The organism is Streptomyces spinosus (assembly GCF_020400655.1).
Lineage (GTDB): Bacteria > Actinomycetota > Actinomycetes > Streptomycetales > Streptomycetaceae > Streptomyces > Streptomyces argyrophylli.
Genome location: NZ_JAINRC010000021.1, coordinates 117,387 through 140,386 on the forward strand (window position 1 = coordinate 117,387; position 23,000 = coordinate 140,386).

General features: G+C 72.4%; 20 protein-coding genes. 12 read left to right on the forward strand and 8 right to left on the reverse strand.

What is annotated here, in order from left to right; all coding sequences use genetic code 11:
• Nucleotides 1–74 precede the first annotated feature (74 nt).
• On the forward strand, nucleotides 75–3,059 hold the full coding sequence (locus LG395_RS33785) for a helix-turn-helix transcriptional regulator (RefSeq protein ID WP_225812429.1): 2,985 nt from the start codon (nucleotides 75–77) through the stop codon (nucleotides 3,057–3,059).
• Between the two features lie 138 nt (nucleotides 3,060–3,197).
• Here LG395_RS33785 and ku read toward each other — a convergent pair whose 3' ends face one another.
• The 4 genes from ku to LG395_RS33805 form a co-directional block, all read right to left on the reverse strand.
• Entirely contained in the window at nucleotides 3,198–4,118 is a 921-nt protein-coding gene (ku, locus tag LG395_RS33790) for a non-homologous end joining protein Ku (protein WP_225812430.1), read from the reverse strand.
• 106 nt (nucleotides 4,119–4,224) lie between these two features.
• Nucleotides 4,225–5,517, reverse strand: a complete 1,293-nt coding sequence (locus LG395_RS33795; RefSeq protein ID WP_171159343.1) for a hypothetical protein — start codon at nucleotides 5,515–5,517, stop codon at nucleotides 4,225–4,227.
• A 74-nt stretch (nucleotides 5,518–5,591) separates the two neighbouring features.
• Nucleotides 5,592–6,113, reverse strand: coding sequence for a MarR family winged helix-turn-helix transcriptional regulator (locus LG395_RS33800; protein ID WP_225812431.1), 522 nt, complete (start codon nucleotides 6,111–6,113; stop codon nucleotides 5,592–5,594).
• Nucleotides 6,114–6,282: 169 nt separating this feature from the next.
• Nucleotides 6,283–7,368 carry an alkene reductase gene (locus LG395_RS33805; protein WP_225812432.1) on the reverse strand — a complete coding sequence of 362 codons (1,086 nt, stop codon included), beginning with the start codon at nucleotides 7,366–7,368 and terminating at the stop codon, nucleotides 6,283–6,285.
• Between the two features lie 502 nt (nucleotides 7,369–7,870).
• Here LG395_RS33805 and LG395_RS33810 point away from each other — a divergent pair.
• Complete coding sequence (locus LG395_RS33810; RefSeq protein WP_171159340.1) at nucleotides 7,871–8,212, forward strand: WhiB family transcriptional regulator; 342 nt, start codon at nucleotides 7,871–7,873, stop codon at nucleotides 8,210–8,212.
• Nucleotides 8,213–8,457: 245 nt separating this feature from the next.
• Here the strand turns inward: LG395_RS33810 and LG395_RS33815 are convergent, their stop codons facing one another.
• Complete coding sequence (locus LG395_RS33815) at nucleotides 8,458–8,805, reverse strand: DUF6191 domain-containing protein (protein WP_225812434.1); 348 nt, start codon at nucleotides 8,803–8,805, stop codon at nucleotides 8,458–8,460.
• A gap of 451 nt (nucleotides 8,806–9,256) precedes the next feature.
• Here LG395_RS33815 and LG395_RS33820 point away from each other — a divergent pair, with 451 nt between their 5' ends.
• On the forward strand, nucleotides 9,257–10,690 hold the full coding sequence (locus tag LG395_RS33820; protein WP_171159338.1) for a gluzincin family metallopeptidase: 1,434 nt from the start codon (nucleotides 9,257–9,259) through the stop codon (nucleotides 10,688–10,690).
• 12 nt (nucleotides 10,691–10,702) lie between these two features.
• Here the strand turns inward: LG395_RS33820 and LG395_RS33825 are convergent, their stop codons facing one another.
• Together LG395_RS33825 and LG395_RS33830 are read right to left on the reverse strand one after the other, a co-directional pair.
• On the reverse strand, nucleotides 10,703–11,476 hold the full coding sequence (locus tag LG395_RS33825) for an HAD family hydrolase (protein WP_225812436.1): 774 nt from the start codon (nucleotides 11,474–11,476) through the stop codon (nucleotides 10,703–10,705).
• A 212-nt stretch (nucleotides 11,477–11,688) separates the two neighbouring features.
• Entirely contained in the window at nucleotides 11,689–12,762 is a 1,074-nt protein-coding gene (locus LG395_RS33830; RefSeq protein ID WP_171159336.1) for a LacI family DNA-binding transcriptional regulator, read from the reverse strand.
• 264 nt (nucleotides 12,763–13,026) lie between these two features.
• Here LG395_RS33830 and LG395_RS33835 point away from each other — a divergent pair, with 264 nt between their 5' ends.
• From LG395_RS33835 to LG395_RS33860, 6 genes are all read left to right on the forward strand, one after another.
• Nucleotides 13,027–14,226, forward strand: coding sequence for an ABC transporter ATP-binding protein (locus LG395_RS33835; protein WP_225812438.1), 1,200 nt, complete (start codon nucleotides 13,027–13,029; stop codon nucleotides 14,224–14,226).
• A gap of 16 nt (nucleotides 14,227–14,242) precedes the next feature.
• A complete protein-coding gene (locus LG395_RS33840) occupies nucleotides 14,243–15,514 on the forward strand; it encodes a polyamine ABC transporter substrate-binding protein (protein WP_263983355.1) in 1,272 nt (423 codons plus the stop codon).
• The gene (locus LG395_RS33845) at nucleotides 15,511–16,386 is read left to right on the forward strand and encodes an ABC transporter permease (protein WP_225812441.1); all 876 of its coding nucleotides are present in this window, start codon (nucleotides 15,511–15,513) and stop codon (nucleotides 16,384–16,386) included. The genes LG395_RS33840 and LG395_RS33845 overlap by 4 nt, the downstream gene beginning before the upstream one ends.
• On the forward strand, nucleotides 16,383–17,228 hold the full coding sequence (locus LG395_RS33850) for an ABC transporter permease (protein WP_225812442.1): 846 nt from the start codon (nucleotides 16,383–16,385) through the stop codon (nucleotides 17,226–17,228). The genes LG395_RS33845 and LG395_RS33850 overlap by 4 nt, the downstream gene beginning before the upstream one ends.
• Before the next feature lie 73 nt (nucleotides 17,229–17,301).
• Complete coding sequence (locus LG395_RS33855) at nucleotides 17,302–18,303, forward strand: SIS domain-containing protein (RefSeq protein WP_225812444.1); 1,002 nt, start codon at nucleotides 17,302–17,304, stop codon at nucleotides 18,301–18,303.
• A gap of 114 nt (nucleotides 18,304–18,417) precedes the next feature.
• The gene (locus LG395_RS33860) at nucleotides 18,418–19,317 is read left to right on the forward strand and encodes a PfkB family carbohydrate kinase (RefSeq protein WP_225812446.1); all 900 of its coding nucleotides are present in this window, start codon (nucleotides 18,418–18,420) and stop codon (nucleotides 19,315–19,317) included.
• A gap of 81 nt (nucleotides 19,318–19,398) precedes the next feature.
• On the opposite strand, the gene LG395_RS33865 is transcribed toward LG395_RS33860, so the two are convergent.
• Nucleotides 19,399–20,280: a LysR family transcriptional regulator gene (locus LG395_RS33865; RefSeq protein ID WP_225812448.1), complete on the reverse strand. Its 882-nt coding sequence runs from the start codon at nucleotides 20,278–20,280 to the stop codon at nucleotides 19,399–19,401.
• Nucleotides 20,281–20,351: 71 nt separating this feature from the next.
• Between LG395_RS33865 and LG395_RS33870 the strand changes: the two genes are divergently transcribed.
• Genes LG395_RS33870 through LG395_RS33880 form a run of 3 tightly spaced genes read left to right on the forward strand, consistent with a single transcriptional unit; the run spans nucleotide 20,352 to nucleotide 22,929 of the window.
• Entirely contained in the window at nucleotides 20,352–21,548 is a 1,197-nt protein-coding gene (locus tag LG395_RS33870) for a thiolase family protein (RefSeq protein WP_225812450.1), read from the forward strand.
• Nucleotides 21,545–22,240: a 3-oxoacid CoA-transferase subunit A gene (locus LG395_RS33875; protein WP_225812453.1), complete on the forward strand. Its 696-nt coding sequence runs from the start codon at nucleotides 21,545–21,547 to the stop codon at nucleotides 22,238–22,240. The genes LG395_RS33870 and LG395_RS33875 overlap by 4 nt, the downstream gene beginning before the upstream one ends.
• Entirely contained in the window at nucleotides 22,237–22,929 is a 693-nt protein-coding gene (locus tag LG395_RS33880; protein ID WP_372463505.1) for a 3-oxoacid CoA-transferase subunit B, read from the forward strand. Before LG395_RS33875 ends, LG395_RS33880 begins: the two co-directional genes overlap by 4 nt.
• Nucleotides 22,930–23,000: the final 71 nt, after the last annotated feature.

The following is a 23,000-nucleotide window of genomic DNA, read 5'->3' on the forward strand; positions in this document are numbered from 1 at the left end:
GACGGACGGGGGGCCACTCGTCGCGCCGGAAAGCAAGCACCGGGCGGCGCCGTGCATGTGAACAGGGCGGTGCCATGCGCAGGGAGAACTGCGACTTATGTTCCACGCCGTTCGGTGACCTCCTCCGGGAGGCCGAACGGCGCAGTGGCGTCCTGGTCCTGCAAGGAGGGCCAGGAACTGGAAAAACGTTTTTCCTGGAAGAGACGAAAAGACGTGCCCTGACATCCGGTTCCTTATGCCTGCACGCCACCGGATTCCGCGAGGAACGCGACATACCCTTTTCGGTCGTCGAACAGTTCCTCCACGTCCCCGGAATTCCCGAGAGCATACGGGCGGCCGTGCGGCAGCTCGTGAAGGGTGCGGCACCCGCCACACCGACCGGCCCCGCCTCCGCGCACCTCTTACGTGATCTCGTCTCCGCTCTGGTCGCGGCGGCCAGCAACAGCGGCATCCTCGTCCTCGTCGACGACGCCCAGTACACGGACCCGGCCTCACAGGCCTGTCTGCTCTATCTCGCCCGCCGCGCCCAGTCCCACGACATCACCTTCGTGGTGGCCTATCCGCACATCCTGCGCGAAGGCATGCGCGCCCACCTGGAGTTCGTCGGCATCCCCGGCGCCCGCCTCATCGAGGCCGCCGGCCTGCGGGAGCAGGAGGTCCGGGAGCTGCTGGTCGACGGGCTCGGTGCCGAAGCGGCCGCCCGGCTGGCCGCACCGGTCCACCGGATCAGCGGCGGCAACCCGGCCCTGGCCACCGCGCTCGTCCGCGACCTGCTCCTGGCGGGAACCGCCATTCCCGAGGCGTCCGTCCCGGTCGGCGACGCCTTCCGGACCGCCTACCTCGCCTGCCTGGTGCGCCACCCGAACCTCGCGCAGACCGTCCAGGCCCTCGCCGTGCTGGGTGACGCCGCGACTCCCGCACGAGTCGCCCACCTGCTGGAGTGCACCACCAAGGAGACCGGGCGGCACATCGCGGAACTCGAACGGGCGGGTCTGCTCGGGGACGACGGCTTCCGGCATCCGGCCGTCCCGGGTGCCGTCCTGGGCATGCTCGACGCGGAACTGCCGGGCCTGCACCGGCGGGCCGCCGAGCTGCTGTTCGCGCAGGGCGCGCCGGCACTCGCCGTCGCCCGGCACCTGGTGGCCGCGGACGAGCCCCCCGCCCCGTCCCGGGTGCGGGTGCTGCGGCACGCCGCGCAGCAGCTCGTCAGGGCAGGGCGCCCGGACGAGGCACTCGCCTGCCTCCGCCTGGCCGACCGGGCCGGCCTCGACGAACGAGAGCGCAGCAGGATCACGGCCGCGCTGGTCGGCACGCTGTGCCGCGTCAATCCCCTGGCGGCGGAGCCGGAGGTGCGCCGGCTGCTGGCCGCGGCGCGCGCCGGGCAGGCCGACTGTTCCGCGCTGCGGCTCCTCGTCACCTGGTTCCTCTGGTTCGGCTGCCACGACCAGGCACGCGAGGTGATGGCCCTGCTGGTCGCGACGTGCGAGCCGTCCCACGCACACGACGGTGTGCAGGGCTTCCACGCGCTGATCGGCTGCCTGTGGCCGAAGTTGCTGGACGATGCGGCGGTGCGTCTGTACCTGTGCACCGCCCGGGACGTCACCGCGTCCGTCCGGTACGGCGCGACGCCGATGCCTCCGTTCCCCGCCGCGCCCGACGACTCCGGCGGCCGGCCGCGGCTTCCGGCGCCCGCGACCTGCGTCGACGGAACTGACAACGATGCCGCGGAGCGGCGGCCCGCGCCGGCGGTCGTGGACGCCCACCGGTTCTGGGAGTCGGATCTCGCGACCGTACTGGAACTGATGCAGAAGGGCGAGACGGCGCTCGCCGGCCGGTTCTGCGAGGAGCAGTGGCACCGCCTTACCGGGCCGGAACTGCCGGCCCGGCAGGCGTTCCAGGCCGCTCTGCGCGCGCACATCCGGTGGAGCCTGGGAGACCTGCGCACGGCGGTGGCCTGTGCCGCCTCCGCCCTGGACCTGCTGCCCGACCACAGCTGGGGCGTCGCGGTCGGCTTGCCGCTGTCGGTCCTCATCGCCGCGCACACCCTCATGGGCGATCCGGGACAGGCGGCCCGGTACCTGGAGCGTCCGGTCCCCGACGAGATGTGGGACTCCTCCTTCGGCCCGCTGTACCGGATGGCCCGCGGACGCCACCTGCTGGAGACGGGCCGGCCGCGCGCGGCACTGAACGAATTCCTCGCGTGCCCCGCGTCCGACGAGGCCCCTCAGGCGAACGTGCTCGGCCCTCTCGGCCGGCGCGCCTGCGTGGCGGAGGCCTACCTGGCCCTCGGCGAGACCGAGCGAGCCCGGGGAACGGCCGTCACCGAACTCATGCGGGCCCACCGGCCGGCCGACGCCCGCGGCCGCGCCCTGCTGGCCCTGGCCGCCGTCGACGGGCCGGAGCGGCGCAGGCATCACCTGGAGGAGGCGGAGCGCGTGCTGCGCGCGGCGGGCAGCCGGCTCTCGCTCGCCCGGGCCCTCGCCCACCTCAGCCAGGTGGACCTGGCGGACGGTCATACCCGTACCGCGCGGGCACGGTGGAGGGAGGCGCTGAGCCTGGCCACCGAATGCGGCGCGCCCCACCTGCTACGGCACCTGGCGACCCCGCACGACGAGCCCTCGCCGGCGGCCGAGCCCCTCCTGGCGGAACGCGGCCACCCGGCGGGAGCCGGTGTCCCGCCGACGGTCACCGTCGCCGTCGGCAGTCTGACGGAGGCCGAGTGGCGGGTCGCCTCGCTCGCCGCGTCGGGCAGGTCGAACCGGCAGATCGCCACCCGGCTGTACATCACGGTGAGCACCGTGGAGCAGCACCTGACCCGCGTGTACCGCAAGCTCTGCGTACGCCGCCGGTCGGACCTGGCAGACCTGCTGGGGCTCCAGCACCAGGCGGGGGAACCGGCCCGCTGCGCTCCCCTCCCGGGCCGCCCCGAGCACGGCTCCACGTCCGGCGTGCCCACCGCGCCGCCCGGCTCTCAGCCCTCCCCCGAGGACGACCGGCGGGCCAGGGGCGCCCGGCGTACGCGAGCAGCGCACACGACGGCGTCCCGTGCCGGACCGTGACCGACCGTCCGGACAGACGGTGCCTCGCCCGGCACCGCACGGGCGAGGCGCTGCGGAGCCTTCGCCGTCGGCGCCGGCGCGGCAGCGGCTGGGCGAACCGTGTCCGACGGGTGGGCGGCCCGGTCCGAACGGCAGGGCCTATGCGCTGCGGGGCCGGCGGCCCGCTGTCTTCTTCGCGGCCGGCTTCTTCGCCGGGGTCTTCTTGGCGGGCTGTTTCTTCGCCGCGGCCTTCTTCGGCGGCGGAAGCTCGTGCACCTCGGCCGGGCCGGCGTGTTCTCCTCGGGATGCCTTCGCCTTCGACACCGATTCCTGCAGCGCGGCCATCAGGTCCAGTACCGCGGCCGGCTCTTCGGGCTCCGGTGCCTCAGGCAGTGGCTTGCTCTCGCGTTTCGCCTCGATGAGCTGCGCGACGGCCTCGGTGTAGCGGTCCTGGAACTCGGGGCCCTCCAGCTCGTCCACCGTCATGGTGTCCATGAGCGCGAGTGCGCCCTCGATCTCCGCCTCGGACACCTCGGTCGGCGGCGGCAGCAGCTCGGTGGGGTCGCGGATCTCGTCGGGCCAGCGCATGGCGTGCAGGACCAGGACGTCGTCGCGCACCCGCAGCAGGCCTAGTCTCTCCCGGCCGGACCAGGCGTATTTGGCGACGGCCACCTTCGACGACCGTGACAGGGCCTTGACCAGGAGTTTGTACGGTTTGGCCGCGACCTGGCCGGCGGGCTGGAGATAGTAGCCGTCGGCGATGCGGATCGGGTCGACCGACTCCAGGGGGACGAACGCGTCGATCTCGATCGCCCTGGCGGTCGGCAGGGGCAGGTTGCCGAGGTCCTCGTCGGTGATCGGGATGACCTGCGTCCTGGTCAGCTCGTATCCCTTGCCGATCTCGTCCTGGGAGACCTCGCGGTCCTCCAGCTCGCACACCTTGCGGTAGCGGACACGTCCCTGGTCTGGCAGGTGGTACTGGTGGAAGTGGATGCTGTGGTCCTCGGTGGCGCTGACCACCTGGATCGGCACCGTGACCAGGCCGAAGGAGATCGCGCCGGACCAGATCGCTCGGGGCATGGCACACCTTCCCACTCACCCCGAGCACCTTCAGCCTAGAAACATCACGGGCGGCCCGCATGTGTCCGTACCGCCGTGCCCCGGCGCCGGCCACGCCCCGAGGGGCTCAGGCGGACGGCACCAGGGAGAAGACCACCCGCTTCCCGGTGGTGGTGTTCTGCCGCTCGTTGAGCCCCCACAGGCGTCCGGACGACGGGGCGTAGGAGAGGTTCTGGGTCAGCGGCGGGGCATGGGTGAGGACGTGCGGCGCGGCGCCCGGAAGCGCCCGGTGGATGCAGTACGGCACGTCGGAGTCCGTGGTGCCCGCCGTCTCGGGGCACTCGCCGCTGAAGTAGTAGGAGGTGCCGTCCGTGGCGGCTCCCTGCACCTTCCAGATCGGCACGGTGTAGGCACCGGTCGCCGTGACCGTCCCGGTGTAGTCGTCGGCGGTGTCGGTGTCCGGGAGCGCCGTGCTCGCGTTCAGCGGCCAGCGGATCAGCGGTCCGCCGCCCTTGGTGGCGATCTGCGAGGTGACCAGGGCGTCCGGTGAGGACGTCCGGTCCAGGCTGAGCGAGGTCAGGCACGGCCGTGTGGCGTCACAGGGGTCACCGGTGTTGCCGGTGAAGTAGACGCCGACCATGGGCAGCGCCCAGTTGTGGTAGCGGGCCGAGGACCTGCCGTCGCCCAGGATGCCGACCTGGTCGGTGGAGGTGTCGCTCATCTTCCACAGGTGCCGCAGGTCGTAGACCTGCATCTGGTGGCCGGTGGCGACGAAGAGCTTGTTGCCGTACCAGGTGACACCGTCCGCGTGGCCGCTCAGCACGTCCATCCCGGACCGGTCGCCGGCCCCGCCCACCGGGCGGAACGTGTAACCGCTGCCGGTGGAGTACGGGTCGACCAGCAGGACGTGCTGGTAGGTGACCGACGTGCCGGTCGACTCCGCGATGGTGATCCGCGCGTAGTCGTTGTCGGTGTAGTGCCAGGAGGCGATGTAGAGGTAGTGGCCGTTCCAGGTGCCGCTCGGCTGGGCGTCGTGCGAACCGGTCAGTCCCTGGGGCGTCCAGACGGCGGAGGTGTCGTCGGCCTGGTCCCAGCAGAAGCCGTCGTACTTCAGTGAGCCGTCCAGGTTGGTGTCGTGGCACAGTGCCGCCCGCCCGGCGTGGCCGCCGTCGGCGAGCACCTGGTCGGGCGAGGTGCGCACCGAGACGCTCCCCGATGCCTCGATCCGCTGGATCGCGGTGCCGCGGTTCGTGAAGTCCCCCGCCCGCATCGTGAACCCGCTGGGGTCGATCGGGGCGAGGGCGGAGGCGGCTGCCGCCGGATGAGCCACGGACAGGGTGGCCGCCGAGAGCAGCAGGGCCAGGAACGCGCCGACCGCCCCGCTCCACCGGTGGCTCGTCCCGCACAGAATTCTGTTCATGCGCGCTGACGCTACATCAACGACCGTGGGACGCGGCTGGGTTGGGGCGGCCTGCCGGGCGGACGGTCGCCCGGTCAGGCGTCGGGGGCGCCGGGGCGCGAAACCGGTTCGGCGTCGCCGACATGGGCAGCGAGGTTGGTCTCGAGGCGCTCGAGTGCGCCGAGGGTCTCGCCGCGTTCGGCGGGGGTCAGGTCGCCGGCGGCGTAGTCCTCGAGGCGGGCCCAGAGGTCCTCGACCTGTCGGCGCAGTGCCTGGCTTGCGGCGGTGGGTTCGACCAGGACGGAGCGCTTGTCGCTGGTGGAGCGCACACGGCGCACGAAGCCGGCCTTCTCCAGGCGCTGGATGGTCCGGGTCATGGTGGCGGCGTCGGCGCCGACATGCCGGGCCAGGTCGGTCTGGCGCATCCGGCCGCGCTCCCACAACTGCATCATGACCAGCTCCTGGGCGGGGTGCAGACCGACCTCGCGCAGCAGCTGCCCGGCGAGCGTGCGGTGCAGGCGGGCCACCCGGAAGATCGCATGGCTGATCGGTCCACGGCGTGCGGCCTCAGGGAGTTCCCCGGTCCCGGGGACCTGGGGCGTTGCCTCGGGTTCCATGGTGCTTCCTTCTGCCTTCTCCCGTGCGGCCGTCCTTGCCGGATCCGCACGCGGCGGCCGGTGCCGGCGCCGGCCGCCGCGTGCGGGCCCTCGGGTCCGCGTCCTGCGGGCAGGGTATGTCCTGCTCAGGTGGGGCAGGCCCGGCGGGTCCGGGTCCTCCGCACATCCGTCAGGCGCGGGCCTCCCGCAGCGTGGGGTAGTCGGTGAAGCCCTTCTCGCCGCCGCCGTAGAAGGTCGCGGGGTCGGGGGTGTTGAACGGGCCGCCCTGGGCCAGGCGGGCGGGCAGGTCGGGGTTGGCGAGGAAGAGAGCCCCGAACGCCAGCAGGTCCGCGGTGCCGTTCTCGACGAGTTCCAGCTCGGCCGGCCCGGTGGGTTCCCGCCCGGTGAAGGGGTTGAGGATGAAGGTCGTGGGCCATGCCTTGCGCAGCCGGAGCATCAGGTCGCGCACGCCGGGCGCCTCCAGCTGGTGCAGGTAGGCCAGGTTCAGCGGGGCGAGGGCCTCGACCAGCGCGGTGTAGGTGGCCTCCATGTCGGCGGTGTCGGACTCGTCGATGTCGTTGTAGGGGTTGCCCGGGGAGAGGCGGAAGCCGACCTTGTCCGCGCCGATGGCTCCGACGACGGCCTCGGTGGTCTCCACGGCGAACCGGATGCGCTTTTCCGGGCTGCCGCCCCAGGCGTCGGTGCGCTGGTTGCTGTTCGGGGCGAGGAACTGGTGGACGAGGTACCCGTTGGCACCGTGCAGCTCGACGCCGTCGAAGCCGGCCTCGACGGCGTTGCGGGCGGCGGTGGCGTAGTCGGTGACGGTGGCGCGGATCTCGGCGTCGGTCAGCTCGTGCGGGGTGACGAAGTCCTGCGGGCCCTCGTGGGTGTATACCTGCCCCTTGGCCGCGACGGCGGAGGGGCCAACGGGCCGCAGGCCGGTCAGCGCGGGGTGTCCGACCCGCCCGGTGTGCATGATCTGCAGGTAGATCACACCGCCCTCGGCGTGCACGGCTTCGGTCACCTGACGCCAGGCGGCGACCTGCCCGGTGGTGTGGATGCCGGGGGTGTCGGGGTAGCCCTGGCCGACCCTGGAGGGCTGGACGCCCTCGGTGACGATCAGCCCGGCCGAGGCGCGCTGCGCGTAGTAGTCGGCCGTCAACGGCGTGGGGCTCTGGCCGGGGCCGTAGGCACGGCTACGGGTCATCGGCGCCATCACCAGGCGGTTGGCCAGGCGCTTGCCGCCCAGCTCGTACGGCTCGAATGCCTTCGACATCGTCGGCTCTTTCCTGGGAGTAGGAGGTGTTCGAGGGATGCGATGGTCTGCGACCATTACTTGTCCGAACAGGAAACTGCCTGGTTCACCTTCCCGAGTCGGCGTGTGAGCCGCGTCACTCCTGCTTTTCGGCAACGGCTCGCGGAGTCAAAGGCTTACCGAGGCTCAGAGTGATCGGACATCCGGGAGGCCGATGTCCATTACTTGCCCGGCCAACATTGATCCGGACGGAAAGAGGCGTCGAGCCCCGACCGAAGGAGAGACCCCCGACCGCGGACCCCTCCCGACCGCGGGCTGACGTCATCCGGGCACGGCGAGTGCAGGCGGCAGAGGACGGCCGGCGCCTTGCCGTCCGCCTGGTCGCAGAGGGCACGCCGGCGACCTACCGCGGATGCGGTGAACAGGCATAAACTGCCACAAACCTCTGCCGGGACTGCGGCGCCGCAAAGGGCCGTGCCGCAGCCGTTCCGCCTGGCCTCACGCGGCCATGAAGAGGTGCGTCATGACCTGTTCGTCCAGTGGACACCCGGCAGCTTCCGACTGGCGCGATCGAGCATCATGCGTCGGAGAGGATCCCGAGATCTTCTTCCCTCTCTCCGACCTGGCGGCTCCCGGGACAGAAGCCGCCCTGGCCCGGGCTATATGCCGTCGTTGCCCGGTCATCATCGCGTGCCGCACCTGGGCGCTCGACCACGGAGAGGACGACGGCATCTGGGGGGCGACGACGGCAGCCCAGCGTCGCGCCATCCGGCGCGCGATGACGGAGACCGTCCCCGTGGTCAGGCGGCGTGGTGACGGGTCCGGGGAGGAGTCGCTTGCCGATCAGCACCGCTGCGGTGATTAGGAGACGTGCGTGCGCACGTGCTGCTCGTCGCCGAGTCCGGGAGGGCGGTGCGGGGGGACGCGTCGTGCGACCGCGTCGGGGGCGGCTGATGTCATCCGGTCGCGCCGGCGGTCGCGGGCGCGTACCCGGGCGTCGGAGTCAGGGGCCCAGCCGACCGTCCTGCTCGTGGGGGGCGGTCCTCGCCGTCGACCGCACCGCCGCATCGGAGGTTTCCGTGGCCGCGGTTCCCCTCCCGGGCCCGTTCGTCAGCCGGCCTCGCACCGGTGCGGGCTCCGTCGAGCGGCCGGCTGCATCCGGACGACCGCGGTTCCTCCGTCCAGATCCACCGTGGTCCGGCTCGGTGGCGCCCCGTCCTCCTCGTCGTCGCGCAGCACGAGTGCCGACTGACGCTCCTTCAGCTCGTTCTGCTTGCCCGGCGAAAGGCTCGCGTGCAGTTGCTCGAAGCCCGTCGCCGATATCTGGCCCTGACGTGCCCCGTTCCGCCACGGAAGCACCCCGGCCCTGCCCGCGCGCAACAGGAGCTGGTCCACGAACGCCAGAGCGGTCAGCAGGATCACCAGACCGGGCAAGGTCATGAAGACGAGGAAGGTCATGCGGTCAGTATCCGGGACGCAGGGACCCGTGCACCGGGTGACGAACACGGTCCGGCTCGGTACGCCGTGGCCGAACTCGCTCGGGGGGAAGCGGGCGGGCGCGACGACGGTCGCCCCGGAGCCTGCGCCGGCGGGGCGAGCGCGCTCCCGCCGTGGGTGCGGGGAGCGGCCCAAGGCCGTCGGTCACCTGGTGGCGGTCCGCGGCTCACGGCGGCGGCGTCACTCGTCCGGCCGTCATGTCACCCGCCCGGTCCTCTGGCGGCGCGGACCCTCAAGGGGGCCGGGACAACAGCCCGTCCCGCCGACAGGGGCCGCCGGACCGGGGGACCCAGCTGCCTTGTTCGAATTGACGCCGGGCTGCCGCGGCCTCGTACTGAACACGACGGGCTCCTGTCAAGGTGCCCCCGTCACCCTCCATCATCTGCAGCCTCTCCCCTGTCAGGGAGTCACCATGACGGTGCAGCAACAGACAGCCACCAGCCCGACGGTCCTGGTGTACGAGGACGACCCCGGATTTCCTCCCCGGGTCAACATGCCCGTACCGCATCCCGTTCCCCAGCTCGACACGCAGCCGTTCCCGACGGCCATCGCGGACGCCGCGCCGCAGCCGGACGGTGCCGGGCCGGGCACCGAGGCGTTCCGCTACTGGGTGGCGGCCGACGCCCTCAGCAGGGCCGCCCAGACCTGGGGTCCGCTGGTTCCCACCGGAACCCAGTGGCACCCGACGGTCGGCCGCGCCCTCACCGCGCACCTCGACGCGGGGGTCGACCTCAACGCCTACTACGACCGCAAGGGCCTGTGGTTCTTCCGCAGCACGGTGGCGGGGGTCACCGTCGCCGCCTGCGAGAGCCCCGAGGTCGTCGCGCACGAGACGGGGCACGCGGTCCTCGACGCCCTCCGCCCCCAGTTGTTCAACGCGGCGAGCGCGGAGACGGCCGCCCTGCACGAGGCCTTCGGCGACATCAGCGCACTGCTGACCTCGCTCCGGCTCGAACAGCTGCGGATCGCGGTACTGGCCGAGACGCAGAGCGACCTGGAGCTGTCCTCCCGGGTGTCCAGGATGGCCGAGCAGCTGGGCGCCGCGATCCGGCAGGGCCACCCCAACGCGGTCGACCCGGACTGCCTGCGCAACATGTCGAACAGCTTCTTCTACCGCGACCCGGTCCACCTGCCGCCCAGCGGGCCCGCGAACACGCTGTGCAGCGAGCCGCACTCGTTCTCCCGGGTGTTCAGCGGCGCGTTCCTGAAGATCGTCGCCGGGATCTTCCGCCAGCAGGACCTCCAGGACCAGGCCGGTCTGGCCAGGGCGGCCGAGATCGCGGGACAGCTGCTGGTGGACGCCGTCGTGGCCGCGCCCGTGGTGTCCGCGTACTACGCGCAGGTCGCGGGTCACATGATCGCCGCGGACCAGCGCCGCAACGGCGGCAGCTACGGCCCGGCCCTGCGCTCGGCGTTCACCCGGCACGGCATCCTCTCCCTGGAGGCGGCCACGGCCATCACCGAGTCCGAGGTGGCCCGCCGGGGTGCCGGCATGGCGGAGGCGACACCGGGCGGCGGCGAGGAGGAGGGGCTGACGGCCGTCACCGTGCACGGGGCGACGTACGGCATCACGCAGCCCCTCACCCTGGCCGCCCCGGCGCAGGAACGGCGTTTCGGCATCGCCGGCTCCGATCCCGCGGGCGGCTCGGTACGGCCCGCCGACCCCGAGCAGGTCGCCACGTCGTACCTCGAGGACCTCTTCCGGCGGGGCCGGGTCCACGTGCCCGAGGAGCACCGGACCGCCGAGGCGTTCGTCGACGACAGCCCCTCCCGGCTGAAGACCCACGAGGTCACCCGGAGCGCGGCCGGTGAGGGTCTCGCCCTGGTCCGGCGGTGCTTCGACTGAGCGTCGGCCGGATCAGCGGAAGCGCAGACGGCGGACGGTGAGCCGTCCGTCGTCCTCGCTCCGCACGACGTGCGTCGTACGCGGCGTCGGCTCCTCGCCCTCGTACACCGCCTCGCCCCGGGCGAGCAGATCGCTGATGAACTTCTCGGAGGCCCGGCGCTCGGCGTCGTCCGTCGGTCCGGCGTCCACCGGTTCCCTCAGGTCCACCGGGAAACCGGCGCGTTCGAGTGCTTCGGCGCCGCGCGTGGTGACCATCGCGAGCACGAGACGGTCGGAGACGCTGCGCACGACGACGGCCTCCGTGTCGTCCACCGCCGTGGTCAGCTCGGCCGGGTCCCGGCCGTCCGGCAGCTCGATCCATGCCTGGTGCACCGGACGGTTCTCCGTCGCGGCGCGCGCGAACACCGGGTCGGCCGCCGTGCGCAGCCCCGCCTCGCGGGCGAACGCGCGTTCCCGGGCGTCGTCGCCGACGAAGACGCAGTCGCCGGCCGTGGTCTCCCCCGCGCCCGCGACCGCCCGGTCGAAGATCCCGCGACCGTCCTTCGCACCCCAGTGCACCAGCGCCTCGTCCGTGAACCGGCCGGGGAACGCCGTACACAGCGCGTCCGCGGCACGTGCCGCGGCACCGGCGCCCGGCCCGGGGTCGGAGATGATGCCGGTGCGTGCGTCGCGCAGGGCGTCGAGCACGGCCATGACGCGCGGCCGGGGACGCAGTGTCAGGGAGCCGTCGGGTTCCACACGGGCGTCCGCCAGGGTCGCCCCGACGTCGAAGAAGATCACAGGCATGTGCAGTGCCTCCCCGCGGCGGCCGCTTCCGAGTCGGGCCCACCTGGGTGAGACGCCTTGGTGCCGTACCGGGGCGGTCGGCCGTCCGGCCCGTTTCCGCTCGGGGCTGCCGTGCCCGCGCCACGGCGCCCTGAGCCGTCTGCGGAGCAGGGCTCAGGGGCGGGCGGCGGCCTCCGGGCGGCCCGGCGCCGTACGCGTGGCGCGGTCCGGGATCAGGAACCGCCCGTGGGCGCCCGCAGGCGTCGCGTCCGGGCGGGTACCGGGCCGGTCGACTCCCGGGCGATGTACGTCGTGTTCAGGGTGTGCCGGCGGGGGCGGGCGGCGGCTCCGTTGATGCGGCGGACCAGGATGTCCGCGGCGAGGCCGCCCAGTTCCTGCACGGGCTGGCTGACCACGCTCAGCCGCGGCCGGATGAGCGTGGTCCACTCCGCGTCGTCGAAGCCGATCACCGAGACGTCGTCGGGGATGCGGGCGTCGAGGTCGAGCAGGGCGTCGAGGGTGCCGAGCGTCGCCACGTTGTCGGTGGTGAACAGGGCGGTGGGTCGGTCGGGGGAGGTCATCAGCTCCAGTACGGCCGACCGCGCCCAGGCCCGCTCGTACCCGGTGTGCCGGATCAGCTCCGCGGAACGCGGGATGCCGGCCGCCCGCAGGGCCTGGCGGTAGCCGGCGACACGTTCCGTGGTGGTCCAGATGTCCGCGCCCGGCGCCAGACGGGTGCCGTCGTCGCCCGGCATGGCCGAGGTGATCACCGCGATCCGGGTGTGTCCCGCCTCGGTGAACCGGGTGACCGCCGCCTTCACCGCCCCCCGGTTGTCGACGACCACCGTGTCCAGGGCCGCCCCGGTCAGCACGCGGTCGAGCAGCACCACCGGGATGCCGGCGGAGACGGCCCGGGCGAGGTGCGCGTCGTCGGTGGCGGCCGGCGCCACCACGAGGCCGTCCACGCGCCGCTCGATGAACAGCTGGACCGCGGCCTTCTCCTTCTCGCTGTCCTCGTCGCTGTTGGCGAGGATGGCCTGAAGTCCCGCCTTGGCCGCGACGTCGGCGATACCGCGCACGGCCCGGGCGAAGTACGCGTTCTCCACGTCGGCGACGACCACGCCGAGGGTGTCGGTCCGGCCGCTGATCATGCTGCGGGCCACGGCGTTGGTGCTGTAGCCCAGCTCGGCGGCGGCGGCGAGCACCCGCTCCCGGGTGGCCGCGCTCGCCGATCCGTACCCGCCGAGGACGCGTGCGGCCGTCGCCTGTCCCACACCGGCGTGCCGGGCGACGTCGGGGATGGTCACGCGACGCCTCGGCTGTGCTCCAGGGGGCATGTGCGGATCTCTTCGTGTCGGCCCGGCGAACGCCGGGGAACGGGGCGGTGGGATTCAGCGCCATTCAACCATTGACGCGGGGCGTCGAGGCGTGGGTAAGGTACGACCGCGTTGGTAACGTTATCAATTCTGTCCGGTCAGAACGCATCCTCCTGCCCTCTCCCGGACGGCCGTCCCCGCGCCCCGCCCGACGGCCGCCCGCTCTCCCCTATCCGAATCCCGGAGGTCTCCGCGATGGCAACCGACACCCTTTCGCCGCCGCCGGTCGGCGCAGAACCGGCCATCACCCTCGTCGACGTGGTCAAGGACTTCGGCGGCGTCCGCGGCGGAGCGGCGGTACGCGGGGTGAACCTCACCATCGCCGAAGGGGAGTTCTTCTCCCTGCTGGGACCGTCCGGCTGCGGGAAGACCACCACCTTGCGGATGATCGCCGGATTCGAGGAGCCGAGCGGCGGGCAGATCCTGCTGCACGGGCGGAACATGGTCGGCGTACCGGCCGACAAGCGGGACATCAACATGGTGTTCCAGTCCTACGCGCTCTTCCCGCACCTGAGCGTCGCGGACAACGTGGCGTTCGGGCTGCGCCGCCGCCGTGTCTCCAAGGGCGAGATCCACGACCGGGTCGACCGCATCCTGCGCACCGTGGAACTCGCCGAGAAGGCCGACCACCGGCCCCGGCAGCTCTCCGGCGGCCAGCAGCAACGCGTGGCCCTGGCACGGGCGCTGGTCAACCGCCCGCGCGCCCTGCTCCTCGACGAACCCCTGGGCGCGCTCGACCTGAAGCTGCGGCAGTCCATGCAACTGGAGCTCAAGCGCATCCAGCGCGAGGTGGGCATCACCTTCATCTACGTCACGCACGACCAGGCCGAGGCGCTGACCATGTCGGACCGGATCGCGGTGATGAACGGCGGCCTGATCGAGCAGGTCGCCGGTCCGCGGGAGGTGTACGAGCGCCCCGCCACCGCGTTCGTCGCCGGCTTCATCGGCACCTCGAACCTGATCAGCGGCCGTCTGACCACCGCCGGACCGCAGGGCGGGGTGATCGACCTCGGCGACGGACAGCGCATCACCGTCCCGCCGACCGCCGCCGCGTCCACCGCCGGATCGGACGTCCAGATCACCGTGCGGCCCGAGAAGATCACCCTGACCACCGGCCCGGCCGGGGACGCGAGCCGGATCCGCGGCACCGTCAGCGAGGTGGTCTACCTGGGCACCTCCACCAGTTACACCGTGGCCACGAGCACCGGCGCGGAGATGACCGTCTTCCAGCCCAACGACGGCACCGCCTGCGTCGTACCCGCCCGCGGCGACACCGTCTGGCTGTCCTGGGCCACCGCCCACTCCTACCCGCTCGGCAGCGCGCCCGCGGCCCCGGCCACCTCGGGCGCGGCCGGCCACGCGGTCCCCGACTCCGGTTCCCTCACCCCGAGCTGACGACAGGTCGACCATCATGCCCCTGCAGCCCACACCTCCCGCGCCCTGGCTGCGCGGACTGACCGAGCGCCGCTGTTCCCGGCGCGGTCTGCTGCGCGCCGCCCTCGGTGCCGCCGCCCTCGCCCCGCTCGCCGCGTGCAGCGTGCCCGGCGCCCGCAAGCCCGTACCCGGCACGGCCGCCGAGATCGCCGCCGCCGTCGGCGACTTCTGGACCGGACGGAAGAAGAAGGGCCGGCTCAGCTTCGCCAACTACACCCAGTACATCGACACCGACCCCGGCGACCAGAGCCGGCACCCCACCCTGGAGGCGTTCACCCGCGAGACCGGCATCAAGGTCTCCTACGACGAGGTGATCGACGACAGCGCCTCCTGGTTCGGCAAGATCCAGCCGGAGTTCGCCTCCGGGCAGGGCATCGGCTACGACCTGATGGTGCTGGGCGGCGACAGCTACCTGCCCAAGTACATCGAACTCGGCTACCTCGCCCCGCTCGACCACGCCCGGCTCCCCCACTTCGCCCGGTACGGCGGCGCCGCGTTCAAGAACTCCTCCTTCGACCGCGGCAACGTCTACACCGTCCCCTGGCAGTCCGGCATGACCGGCATCGGCTACGACCCGGCCAAGGTCGGCCGGAAGATCACCAGTTGGCAGGACCTGCTCGACCCGAAGCTGCACGGCAAGGTCGGCATGTGGAACGACGCGGTGCAACTGGGCAACGTCGCCCTGCTGGCCGTCGGCGTCGACCCGGAGACCTCCACGCACGCCGACTGGCGCAAGGCCGCCGCCTGGCTGCGCAGGCAGCGCGACGCCGGCCTGGTCCGCTCCTACAGCACCACCACCTACCAGTCCTCACTCCAACGCGGCGACCTGTACGCCTCGTTGGTGTACTCCGGCGACGTCTTCCAGGCCAACCGCAGCGGCTCCCGGCTGGAGTTCGTCATCCCCGAAGAGGGCGGACTGCTGTGGACCGACAACCTGTGCATCCCCTCGACGGCCGCGCACCCCGTCGACGCCCTGACGTACATGGACTACGCCTACCGGCCCGAGGTCGCCGCGAGGATCAGCGAGACCGTGCAGTTCGTCTGCCCCGTCCCGGACGCCCAGCCGGTGATCGCCCGTGACGCGGCCGCCGCCACCGGCGAGCGCAGGTCCCTGCTCGGCTCCCTGAGCAGCAGTCCCCTGGTGTTCCCGACCAAGGCCGACGAAGCCAAGCTGCGCCACCTGCGGGTGCTCGACGAAACGGAGGAGAAGCAGTGGAACGCGCTGTTCGAACCGATCTACCAGTCGTGACGCGCCGCCGGCGGCGCCCCGGCGCGGCCCTGGCCCCGTATCTGCTGGTGCTGCCGGGCTGGCTGTGGCTGGCCGCCTTCTTCGTGACGCCGGTGATCGTCATGGTGTCGCTGTCCCTGCAGACCGGCGACTTCATCGACGGTTTCCGCCAGACCTTCCACTTCGGCACCTACGCCCACGTGGTGGAGACCTACCACGTGCAGCTGGTCCGCTCGCTCCTCTACGGCGCCGCGGCCACCGCCGGCTGCGCCCTGGTGGGCTACCCGGTGGCCTACTGGATCGCCTTCCGGGCCGGCCGGCACAAGTCGGTCTTCCTCTTCCTGCTCCTGCTGCCGTTCTTCGTCTCCTTCGTCATCCGCACCCAGTCCTGGAACGTGGTGCTCGCCGACAACGGCATCCTGCTCGGCCCGCTCAAGCACCTGGGGCTGCTGCCCGAAGGCTTCCACGTCCTGGCCACCCCGTACGCGGTGATCGGCGGACTGACCTACAACTTCCTGCCGTTCATGGTGCTGCCCGTGTACGTGGCGCTGGAACGGGTGGACGCCCGGGTGCTCGAAGCCTCCACCGACCTGTACGCGTCCCGGGCGCAGACCTTCTGGCGCGTGGTGCTGCCGCTGTCCCTGCCGGGAGTCTTCGCGGGCGTCCTGCTGACCTTCGTGCCCGCCTCCGCCGACTACGTCAACGCCGGCATCCTCGGCGGCCCCTCGACCACCATGATCGGGAACATCATCCAGACCGAGTACTTCACCAACCTCGACTACCCGGCCGCCGCCGCCCTGTCCTTCGTCCTCATGGGCGCCCTGCTGCTGGCCGTGTTCGCCTACGCCCGCGCCCTGGGCACCGACGACGTGCTGGAGGTGGCCGCGCGATGACCAACGGCACCGTCGCCCCCGCCGGGGACACCGTCGCTGCGCCCGGGCCGCGCACCGCACGCCGCCCGCGCCGCCGTCCCGCACTCACCCTGTACACCTGGCTGGTGCTGGCCTGGCTGCTGCTGCCGATCGCCGTCATGGTCCTGTTCGGCTTCAACGACACCCACAGCAAGGTGAACTTCACCTGGCAGGGCTTCACGCTCACCTGGTACCGGCACCTGTTCGCCATCCCCAACCTGACCGCGGCGCTGGTCAACAGCCTGACCGTCGCGCTGGTCGTGACGGTGGTCGCCACCCTGCTGGGCACCCCGATCGGCCTGGCCCTCGGCCGCCACCGCTTCCGCGGCCGCGGCTCCGTCGACCTGCTGCTGTTCTCCGCCATCGCCGCCCCCGAGATCGCCCTGGGCGCCGCCCTGCTGTCGCTGTTCATCGTCCTCGGTGTGCCGCGCGGCTACTGGACCGTCGTCATCGCGCACGTGGCGTTCTGCATCCCCTACGTCGCCATCACCGTACGGGCCCGCATGGCGGGTCACGACCCGACGCTGGAGGAGGCCGCCCGGGACCTCGGAGCCGGGCCGTGGACGGCGTTCCGGCTGGTCACCCTGCCGGCCCTGCTGCCCGGTGTGGCCTCCGGTGCCCTGCTGTGCTTCGCCCTGTCCATCGACGACTACGTCATCACCAGCTTCAACGCCGGCCGGACGGTCACCTTCCCGCTGTGGGTGTACAGCGCCAGCCGCACCGGCGTGCCCCCGCAGGTCAACGTCATGGGAACGCTGATCTTCGTCGGCGGCCTCGTCATCGCCGGTGCGAACGTGCTGTTCTCCCGGCGCCGCGCGGCCTGAGACCTTTCCCGTCCCGCCAGAACACCGGCCACGTCGCGGCCGGTCGGAAACAACCCTCGAAGGAACCATCACCGTGCTCTCTTTCAACGAAGCCGAGTTCGTCGCCCAGACGGAAAGCCTCGTGGCGCTGCGCCCCCGGATCGAGGAGGTCGCCGACCGCCTCGTGGACGAGGGGTACGACAACGTCCTGCTGGTGGGCGCCGGCGGCACCTACGCGCAGATGTGGCCCTACGAGCACCTGGCCCGGCGCGCCTCGGTGCTGCCGGTGCGGGCGGCCATCGCGGCGGAGCTGGTCGTCTCCGGTGACGCCCGCCTGGGCGAACGGACCGCCGCCGTGTTCACCTCCGTCTCCGGCACCACCGAGGACAGTCTCAAGGCCATCGACCACTGCAAGGAGCGGGGCGCGTACACGATCGGCTTCACCGGCCACCCCGACTCCCCCGTCGCCCAGCGGGTGGACACCGCGCTGCTCTCGGCGCCCAAGGCCTGGCCGTTCGACGTCCAGCTGCTGCTGTTCATGGGCCGGCTGCTGTCCCGGAGGGGCGAGTTCACCGGCTACGACCGCCTGGCCGACGAACTCGCCGGCCTGCCGCGCATCCTGGTGGAGGTGGCCCGTCAGGCCGAGCCGGTGGCGTCCGACTTCGCCGAGGCCCACAAGGACACCGACTACCACTTCCTCATCGGCGGCGGGAACCTGTGGGGGTTCACCTACCTGTACTCCATGTGCATCCTCGAGGAGATGCAGTGGCTGCGCACCACCCGGGTGCACAGCGCCGAGTTCTTCCACGGCTCGCTGGAACTGCTGGAGGAGGACACCAGCGTCATCGTCTTCCAGGGCGAGGACGAGACCCGCGCGCTGACCGACCGGGCCGAGGCCTTCGCCCGGCGCGTCTCCAAGGACGTCACCGTCTTCGACACCCGTGACTACCCCCTTACCGGCATCAGCCCCGAGTTCCGGGGGCTGCTGGCGCCGCTGGTGCTCGACACCGTGATGGACCGGGTCAGCAAGCACCTGGAGCGGGTGCGGGACCACTCCCTGGACCTGCGCCGTTACTACCGCGTCATGGACTACTGACCGCGGTCCGCCCCGCCCCGCCTCCATCCGCCCCGGCGTGCCCGTGCCCGCGCACCGGCACGCCCCGAGCGGGCGCCGCGCACCCGCGCGGCGCCCGCCCTCCTGGAGACTTTGATGAACATCCTCGGTTTCGGCGACAACGTCGTGGACCGTTTCGTGGACCGCGGCATCGACTACCCGGGCGGCAACTGCGTCAACGTCGCCGTGTACGCCCGCCGTCTCGGTCTCGACACCGCCTATCTGGGAGTGTTCGGCGACGACGACCTCGGCGCCTTCCTCCGTACGGCCGTGGCGGCCGAGGGCGTCGCGGTCGAGCGCAGCGTGGTGCGTCACGGTGAGTCCGGCGTCTCCACCCTCCATGTGCAAGGCGGCGACCGGGTGTTCCTCGGCTACAACGGCGGCGGTGTCACCGTGCGCGAACCGCTCCTCCTGGACGACGCGCTGCTGGCGTACGCGGCGTCGTTCTCGCTCGTGCACTCCAGCGTCTACTCGCGCACCGAGAGCGAGCTGCCCAAGCTGGCCGCGGCCGGTCCGCTGGTCAGTTTCGACCTCTCCGACGACGCCGAGTTCCGCTCCCCCGCCTACCTCGACCGGGTCTGCCCCCACCTCGACCTGGCCCTGCTGTCCTGCTCGGACCTGGACGAGACGGCCACGCGGCGGCTGCTGGAAGCCGTGGTGGCGCGGGGCGCGCGCATGGCCCTGGCGACCCGGGGTCTGGCGGGGGCCACCGTGTACGACGGCCGCACCCTGGCCACGGCGCCGGCCCGCGCCGCGGACGCACGGACCATGGCCGACACCATGGGCTGCGGTGACGCGTTCCTCGCCGGTTTCACGGTGTCCCTGCTCCACGACGGCTGGTCCCGCCGCAATCCGCCGTCCCGCACCTTCCTGGAACGCGCCCTGCGGCACGGCGCGCGGTCGGCCCACGACCAGTGCTTCGTCGAGGCCGCCTTCGGCCACGGCCGGCCCGCCCCGGGACTCAAGGCGGCGACGTCCTCCCCGGCTGGTGCCTGAGCAGCGGCGCGCGGACGGTGCGCACGCGCCGGTGCGTACGCGGGACACCTCCCCGCGCCCGGCTCGGCGCGGGCCTTCGGTTCACAAGAGCCGGCGAATGACCTCGACCGCGCGTGCCAGGTGGGGTTCGCCGCGGTCGGCGCGGTGGGCGACGGCCAGTTCGACCGACGCCGTAGGGCGCACCAGGGGCCGGTAGACGACGCCGTCGAGCGCGAGCGCGGTCACCGGTTCGGGCGCGACCGCTACTCCGAGGCCGCCGGCGACGAGGGTGATGAGCGTCGAGGTCTCCCCGACCTCGTGCCGGATCCGCGGCTCGATGCCGGCGTCGCGGAGGACACCGAGCACGACGTCGTGCATCACCGAGCGGCGGTCCGCCGAGTGCATGATCATGTCGAGGCCGGCGAGGTCGGCGGCGCGCACCCGGGTCTTCGCCGCGAGGGGGTGCTCGGCCGGGAGGGCCACCACGAGACGATCCCGGCGCAGGGTGTGGACGACCAGGGAGGGGTCGGCCGCGGACGGGCGCAGCAGGGCCACGTCGATGGCGCCGCCGCGCAGCGCCTCCACCTGGTCGGGGGCGAGCATCTCCCCGCGGAAGGAGAAGTCGATGCCCGGCAGTTCGGTGGCGAGGTGACGCGAGAGCGTCGGCAGCAGGCTGTACGTCGCCGAGCCGACGCAGCCCAGGGTGAGGTGGCCGACCGAGCCGGCGGCGACCCGGCGGGCGTGGTCGGCGGCCTGGTCGACCTCGGTGAGGATCGCTCGCACCCGTTCGAGGTAGGCGCGGCCGGCCTCGGTGAGGTCGACCCGGCGTGTGGTGCGGTGGAACAGAGCGATGCCGAGTTCGCCCTCCAGCTGCCGGATGGCCTGCGAGAGCGGTGGCTGTGCCATGTGGAGCCGTTCGGCCGCACGCCCGAAGTGGCGCTCCTCCGCGACGGCGAGGAAGTAGCGGAGCTGACGCAGATCCATATGCTCAGGATATCAATCGAGGGCGATATCGATACTTCCCGGTATCGACGCCGCCGTCTAGCCTTCGACCCATGAAGAGCGCATTCCTCTACGCCGCCACGCGGACACCGTTCGGCAAGTTCAACGGAGCGCTGGCCGGCGTCCGGCCCGACGACCTGGCCGCCACGGCGATCGGCGGTGTCCTCGGGCAGGCACCGGCGCTGGATCCCGCCGCGATCGACGAGGTCGTGTGGGGCAACGCCAACGGCGCCGGCGAGGAGAACCGCAACGTCGGCCGGATGGCCGCGCTGCTGGCCGGCCTGCCGGCGAGCGTGCCCGGCACGACGGTCAACCGGCTGTGCGGGTCGAGCCTGGACGCGGCGATGACCGGCTCCCGCGCGATCGAGACGGGCGACGCCGAGATCGTGCTCGTGGGCGGTGTCGAGTCGATGACACGGGCGCCGTGGGTACTGCCCAAGCCGTCGCGGGCCTTCCCGGCCGGCGACGTCACCGCGGTGTCGACGACGCTGGGCTGGCGGCTGGTCAACCCGCGGATGCCGAAGGAGTGGACCGTCTCGCTGGGCGAGTGCAACGAGCAGCTCCAGGAGCGCTTCGGCATCTCCCGCGAACGCCAGGACGAGTTCGCCGTCCGCTCCCACCGCCTCGCGCACCGGGCGTGGGAGGACGGTTTCTACGACGCGCTGGTCACCCCCGTCGGCGACCTGGTCCGCGACGAGGGCGTCCGCCCGGACTCGGACACCGGGAAGCTCTCCGCGCTCAAGCCGTCGTTCCGGCCGGACGGCACCATCACAGCGGGCAACGCCTCCCCGCTCTCCGACGGCGCGTCCGCCCTGCTCCTGGGCAGCGAGGCAGCGGCGGCGGCCCTCGGCACCGACCCGCTCGGCCGGATCGCCGGCAGGGGCGCCATGGCGCTGGACCCCCGGGAGTTCGGCTACGCCCCGGTCGAGGCCGCCAACCGGGCGCTCGCCCGCGCCGGGATCACCTGGGACCAGGTCGGCGCGGTGGAGCTCAACGAGGCGTTCGCGGTCCAGTCGCTGGCCTGCGTCGACGCCTGGCTGGAGGACGGCCTGCGCGACCCCGGGGTCGTCAACCAGCGTGGCGGGGCCATCGCGATCGGGCACCCGCTGGGTGCCTCCGGCGGCCGGATCCTCGCGACCCTGGCCGCGGTCCTGAGGGAACGCCGCGAGCGGTACGGCGTGGCCGCGATCTGCATCGGCGTCGGCCAGGGGCTGGCCGTCGTCCTGGAGAACCCGGAGGTGTCGGAGTGAGCCGCGCGCGCGTGCTGGACTCGGCCGACGAGGCCGTGGCCGGGATCGAGGACGGTTCCACCGTCCTGGTCGGCGGCTTCGGGCTGGCCGGGATGCCGTTCGACCTCATCGACGCCCTCATCCGGCAGGGCGCGAAGGACCTCACGATCGTCTCCAACAACGCCGGGAACGGCGACGTCGGGCTGGCGGCGCTGCTCGCGGCCGGCCGGGTCCGCAAGGTGGTGTGCTCGTTCCCGCGGCAGGCCGACTCCCACGTCTTCGACGCGCTCTACCGCGAGGGGAGGATCGAGCTGGAGGTCGTTCCCCAGGGCACACTCGCCGAGCGGATGCGGGCCGCCGGCGCCGGGATCGGCGCGTTCTACTGTCCGACGGCGGTCGGCACCCCGCTCGCCGAGGGCAAGGAGGTGCGCACCATCGACGGACGCGACTACCTGCTGGAGTATCCGATCAAGGGCGACTACGCCCTCGTCTCCGCGCACCGGTCCGACCCGATGGGCAACCTCGTCTACCGCAAGACCGCCCGCAACTTCGGCCCGGTGATGGCGACCGCCGCCACCACCACGGTCGTCCAGGTCGACGAGGTCGTCCCCCTCGGTGCGCTCGACGCGGAGGCGGTCGTCACGCCGTCGATCTACGTCGACCGGGTCGTCCCGGTCGAGGCCCGCCACTACACCGTCCAGGGGGCACGATGACCACCGACACCACCGCCGCGGCACGCTCGGCGCCCCCGGGCGAGGCGCCGATGACCGCCGACCGTCCGCTCAGCATGGACGAGGTGGCCGCCGTGATCGCACGGGACATCCCGGCCGGCGCGTTCGTCAACCTCGGCATCGGCCGGCCCACCGGGATCGCCGACCACCTGCCCGAGGAACTCGGCGTCGTCCTGCACACCGAGAACGGCATGCTCGGCATGGGCCCGAAGGCGGAAGGCTCCCAGATCGACCCCGATCTCACCAACGCCGGCAAGGTCCCGGTCACCGAGCTTCCGGGAGCGGCGTACTTCCACCACGCCGACTCCTTCGCCATGATGCGCGGCGGCCACCTCGACGTCTGCGTCCTGGGCGCCTACCAGGTCTCCGAGCACGGCGACCTGGCCAACTGGCACACCGGGAAGCCCGGCGACATCCCCGCCGTCGGCGGCGCGATGGACCTCGCCATCGGCGCGAAGGACGTCTACGTGATGATGTCGCTCTTCACGAAGTCCGGCGCGCCCAAGCTGGTGCGGCGGTGCACCTACCCGCTCACCGGCACCGGTTGCGTCAGCCGGGTCTACACCGAGGTCGCCACCTTCGACCTGGGGCCCGAGGGCGTCCATGTGCGGGAGACCTACGGCGTCACCCTCGACGAGCTGCGCTCACGCCTCGACGTCGCGCTGCACTGACCCTCTCGACAGGTCGGCGGCTTCCGGCCGTGCTCCCCGTGCACGGCCGGTTCGACGCACGCTCACGCCCA

Bases quoted from the DNA above. Each gene is read 5' to 3' on its own strand.
- LG395_RS33795 (WP_171159343.1), bottom strand. From the start codon at position 5,517: ATGAACAGAATTCTGTGCGGGACGAGCCACCGGTGGAGCGGGGCGGTC.
- ku (WP_225812430.1), bottom strand. From the start codon at position 4,118: ATGCCCCGAGCGATCTGGTCCGGCGCGATCTCCTTCGGCCTGGTCACG.
- LG395_RS33805 (WP_225812432.1), bottom strand. From the start codon at position 7,368: ATGTCGAAGGCATTCGAGCCGTACGAGCTGGGCGGCAAGCGCCTGGCC.
- LG395_RS33800 (WP_225812431.1), bottom strand. From the start codon at position 6,113: ATGGAACCCGAGGCAACGCCCCAGGTCCCCGGGACCGGGGAACTCCCT.
- LG395_RS33860 (WP_225812446.1), top strand. From the start codon at position 18,418: ATGAACATCCTCGGTTTCGGCGACAACGTCGTGGACCGTTTCGTGGAC.
- LG395_RS33870 (WP_225812450.1), top strand. From the start codon at position 20,352: ATGAAGAGCGCATTCCTCTACGCCGCCACGCGGACACCGTTCGGCAAG.
- LG395_RS33785 (WP_225812429.1), top strand. From the start codon at position 75: ATGCGCAGGGAGAACTGCGACTTATGTTCCACGCCGTTCGGTGACCTC.
- LG395_RS33850 (WP_225812442.1), top strand. From the start codon at position 16,383: ATGACCAACGGCACCGTCGCCCCCGCCGGGGACACCGTCGCTGCGCCC.
- LG395_RS33835 (WP_225812438.1), top strand. From the start codon at position 13,027: ATGGCAACCGACACCCTTTCGCCGCCGCCGGTCGGCGCAGAACCGGCC.
- LG395_RS33820 (WP_171159338.1), top strand. From the start codon at position 9,257: ATGACGGTGCAGCAACAGACAGCCACCAGCCCGACGGTCCTGGTGTAC.
- LG395_RS33825 (WP_225812436.1), bottom strand. From the start codon at position 11,476: ATGCCTGTGATCTTCTTCGACGTCGGGGCGACCCTGGCGGACGCCCGT.
- LG395_RS33810 (WP_171159340.1), top strand. From the start codon at position 7,871: ATGACCTGTTCGTCCAGTGGACACCCGGCAGCTTCCGACTGGCGCGAT.
- LG395_RS33880 (WP_372463505.1), top strand. From the start codon at position 22,237: ATGACCACCGACACCACCGCCGCGGCACGCTCGGCGCCCCCGGGCGAG.
- LG395_RS33865 (WP_225812448.1), bottom strand. From the start codon at position 20,280: ATGGATCTGCGTCAGCTCCGCTACTTCCTCGCCGTCGCGGAGGAGCGC.
- LG395_RS33840 (WP_263983355.1), top strand. From the start codon at position 14,243: ATGCCCCTGCAGCCCACACCTCCCGCGCCCTGGCTGCGCGGACTGACC.
- LG395_RS33815 (WP_225812434.1), bottom strand. From the start codon at position 8,805: ATGACCTTCCTCGTCTTCATGACCTTGCCCGGTCTGGTGATCCTGCTG.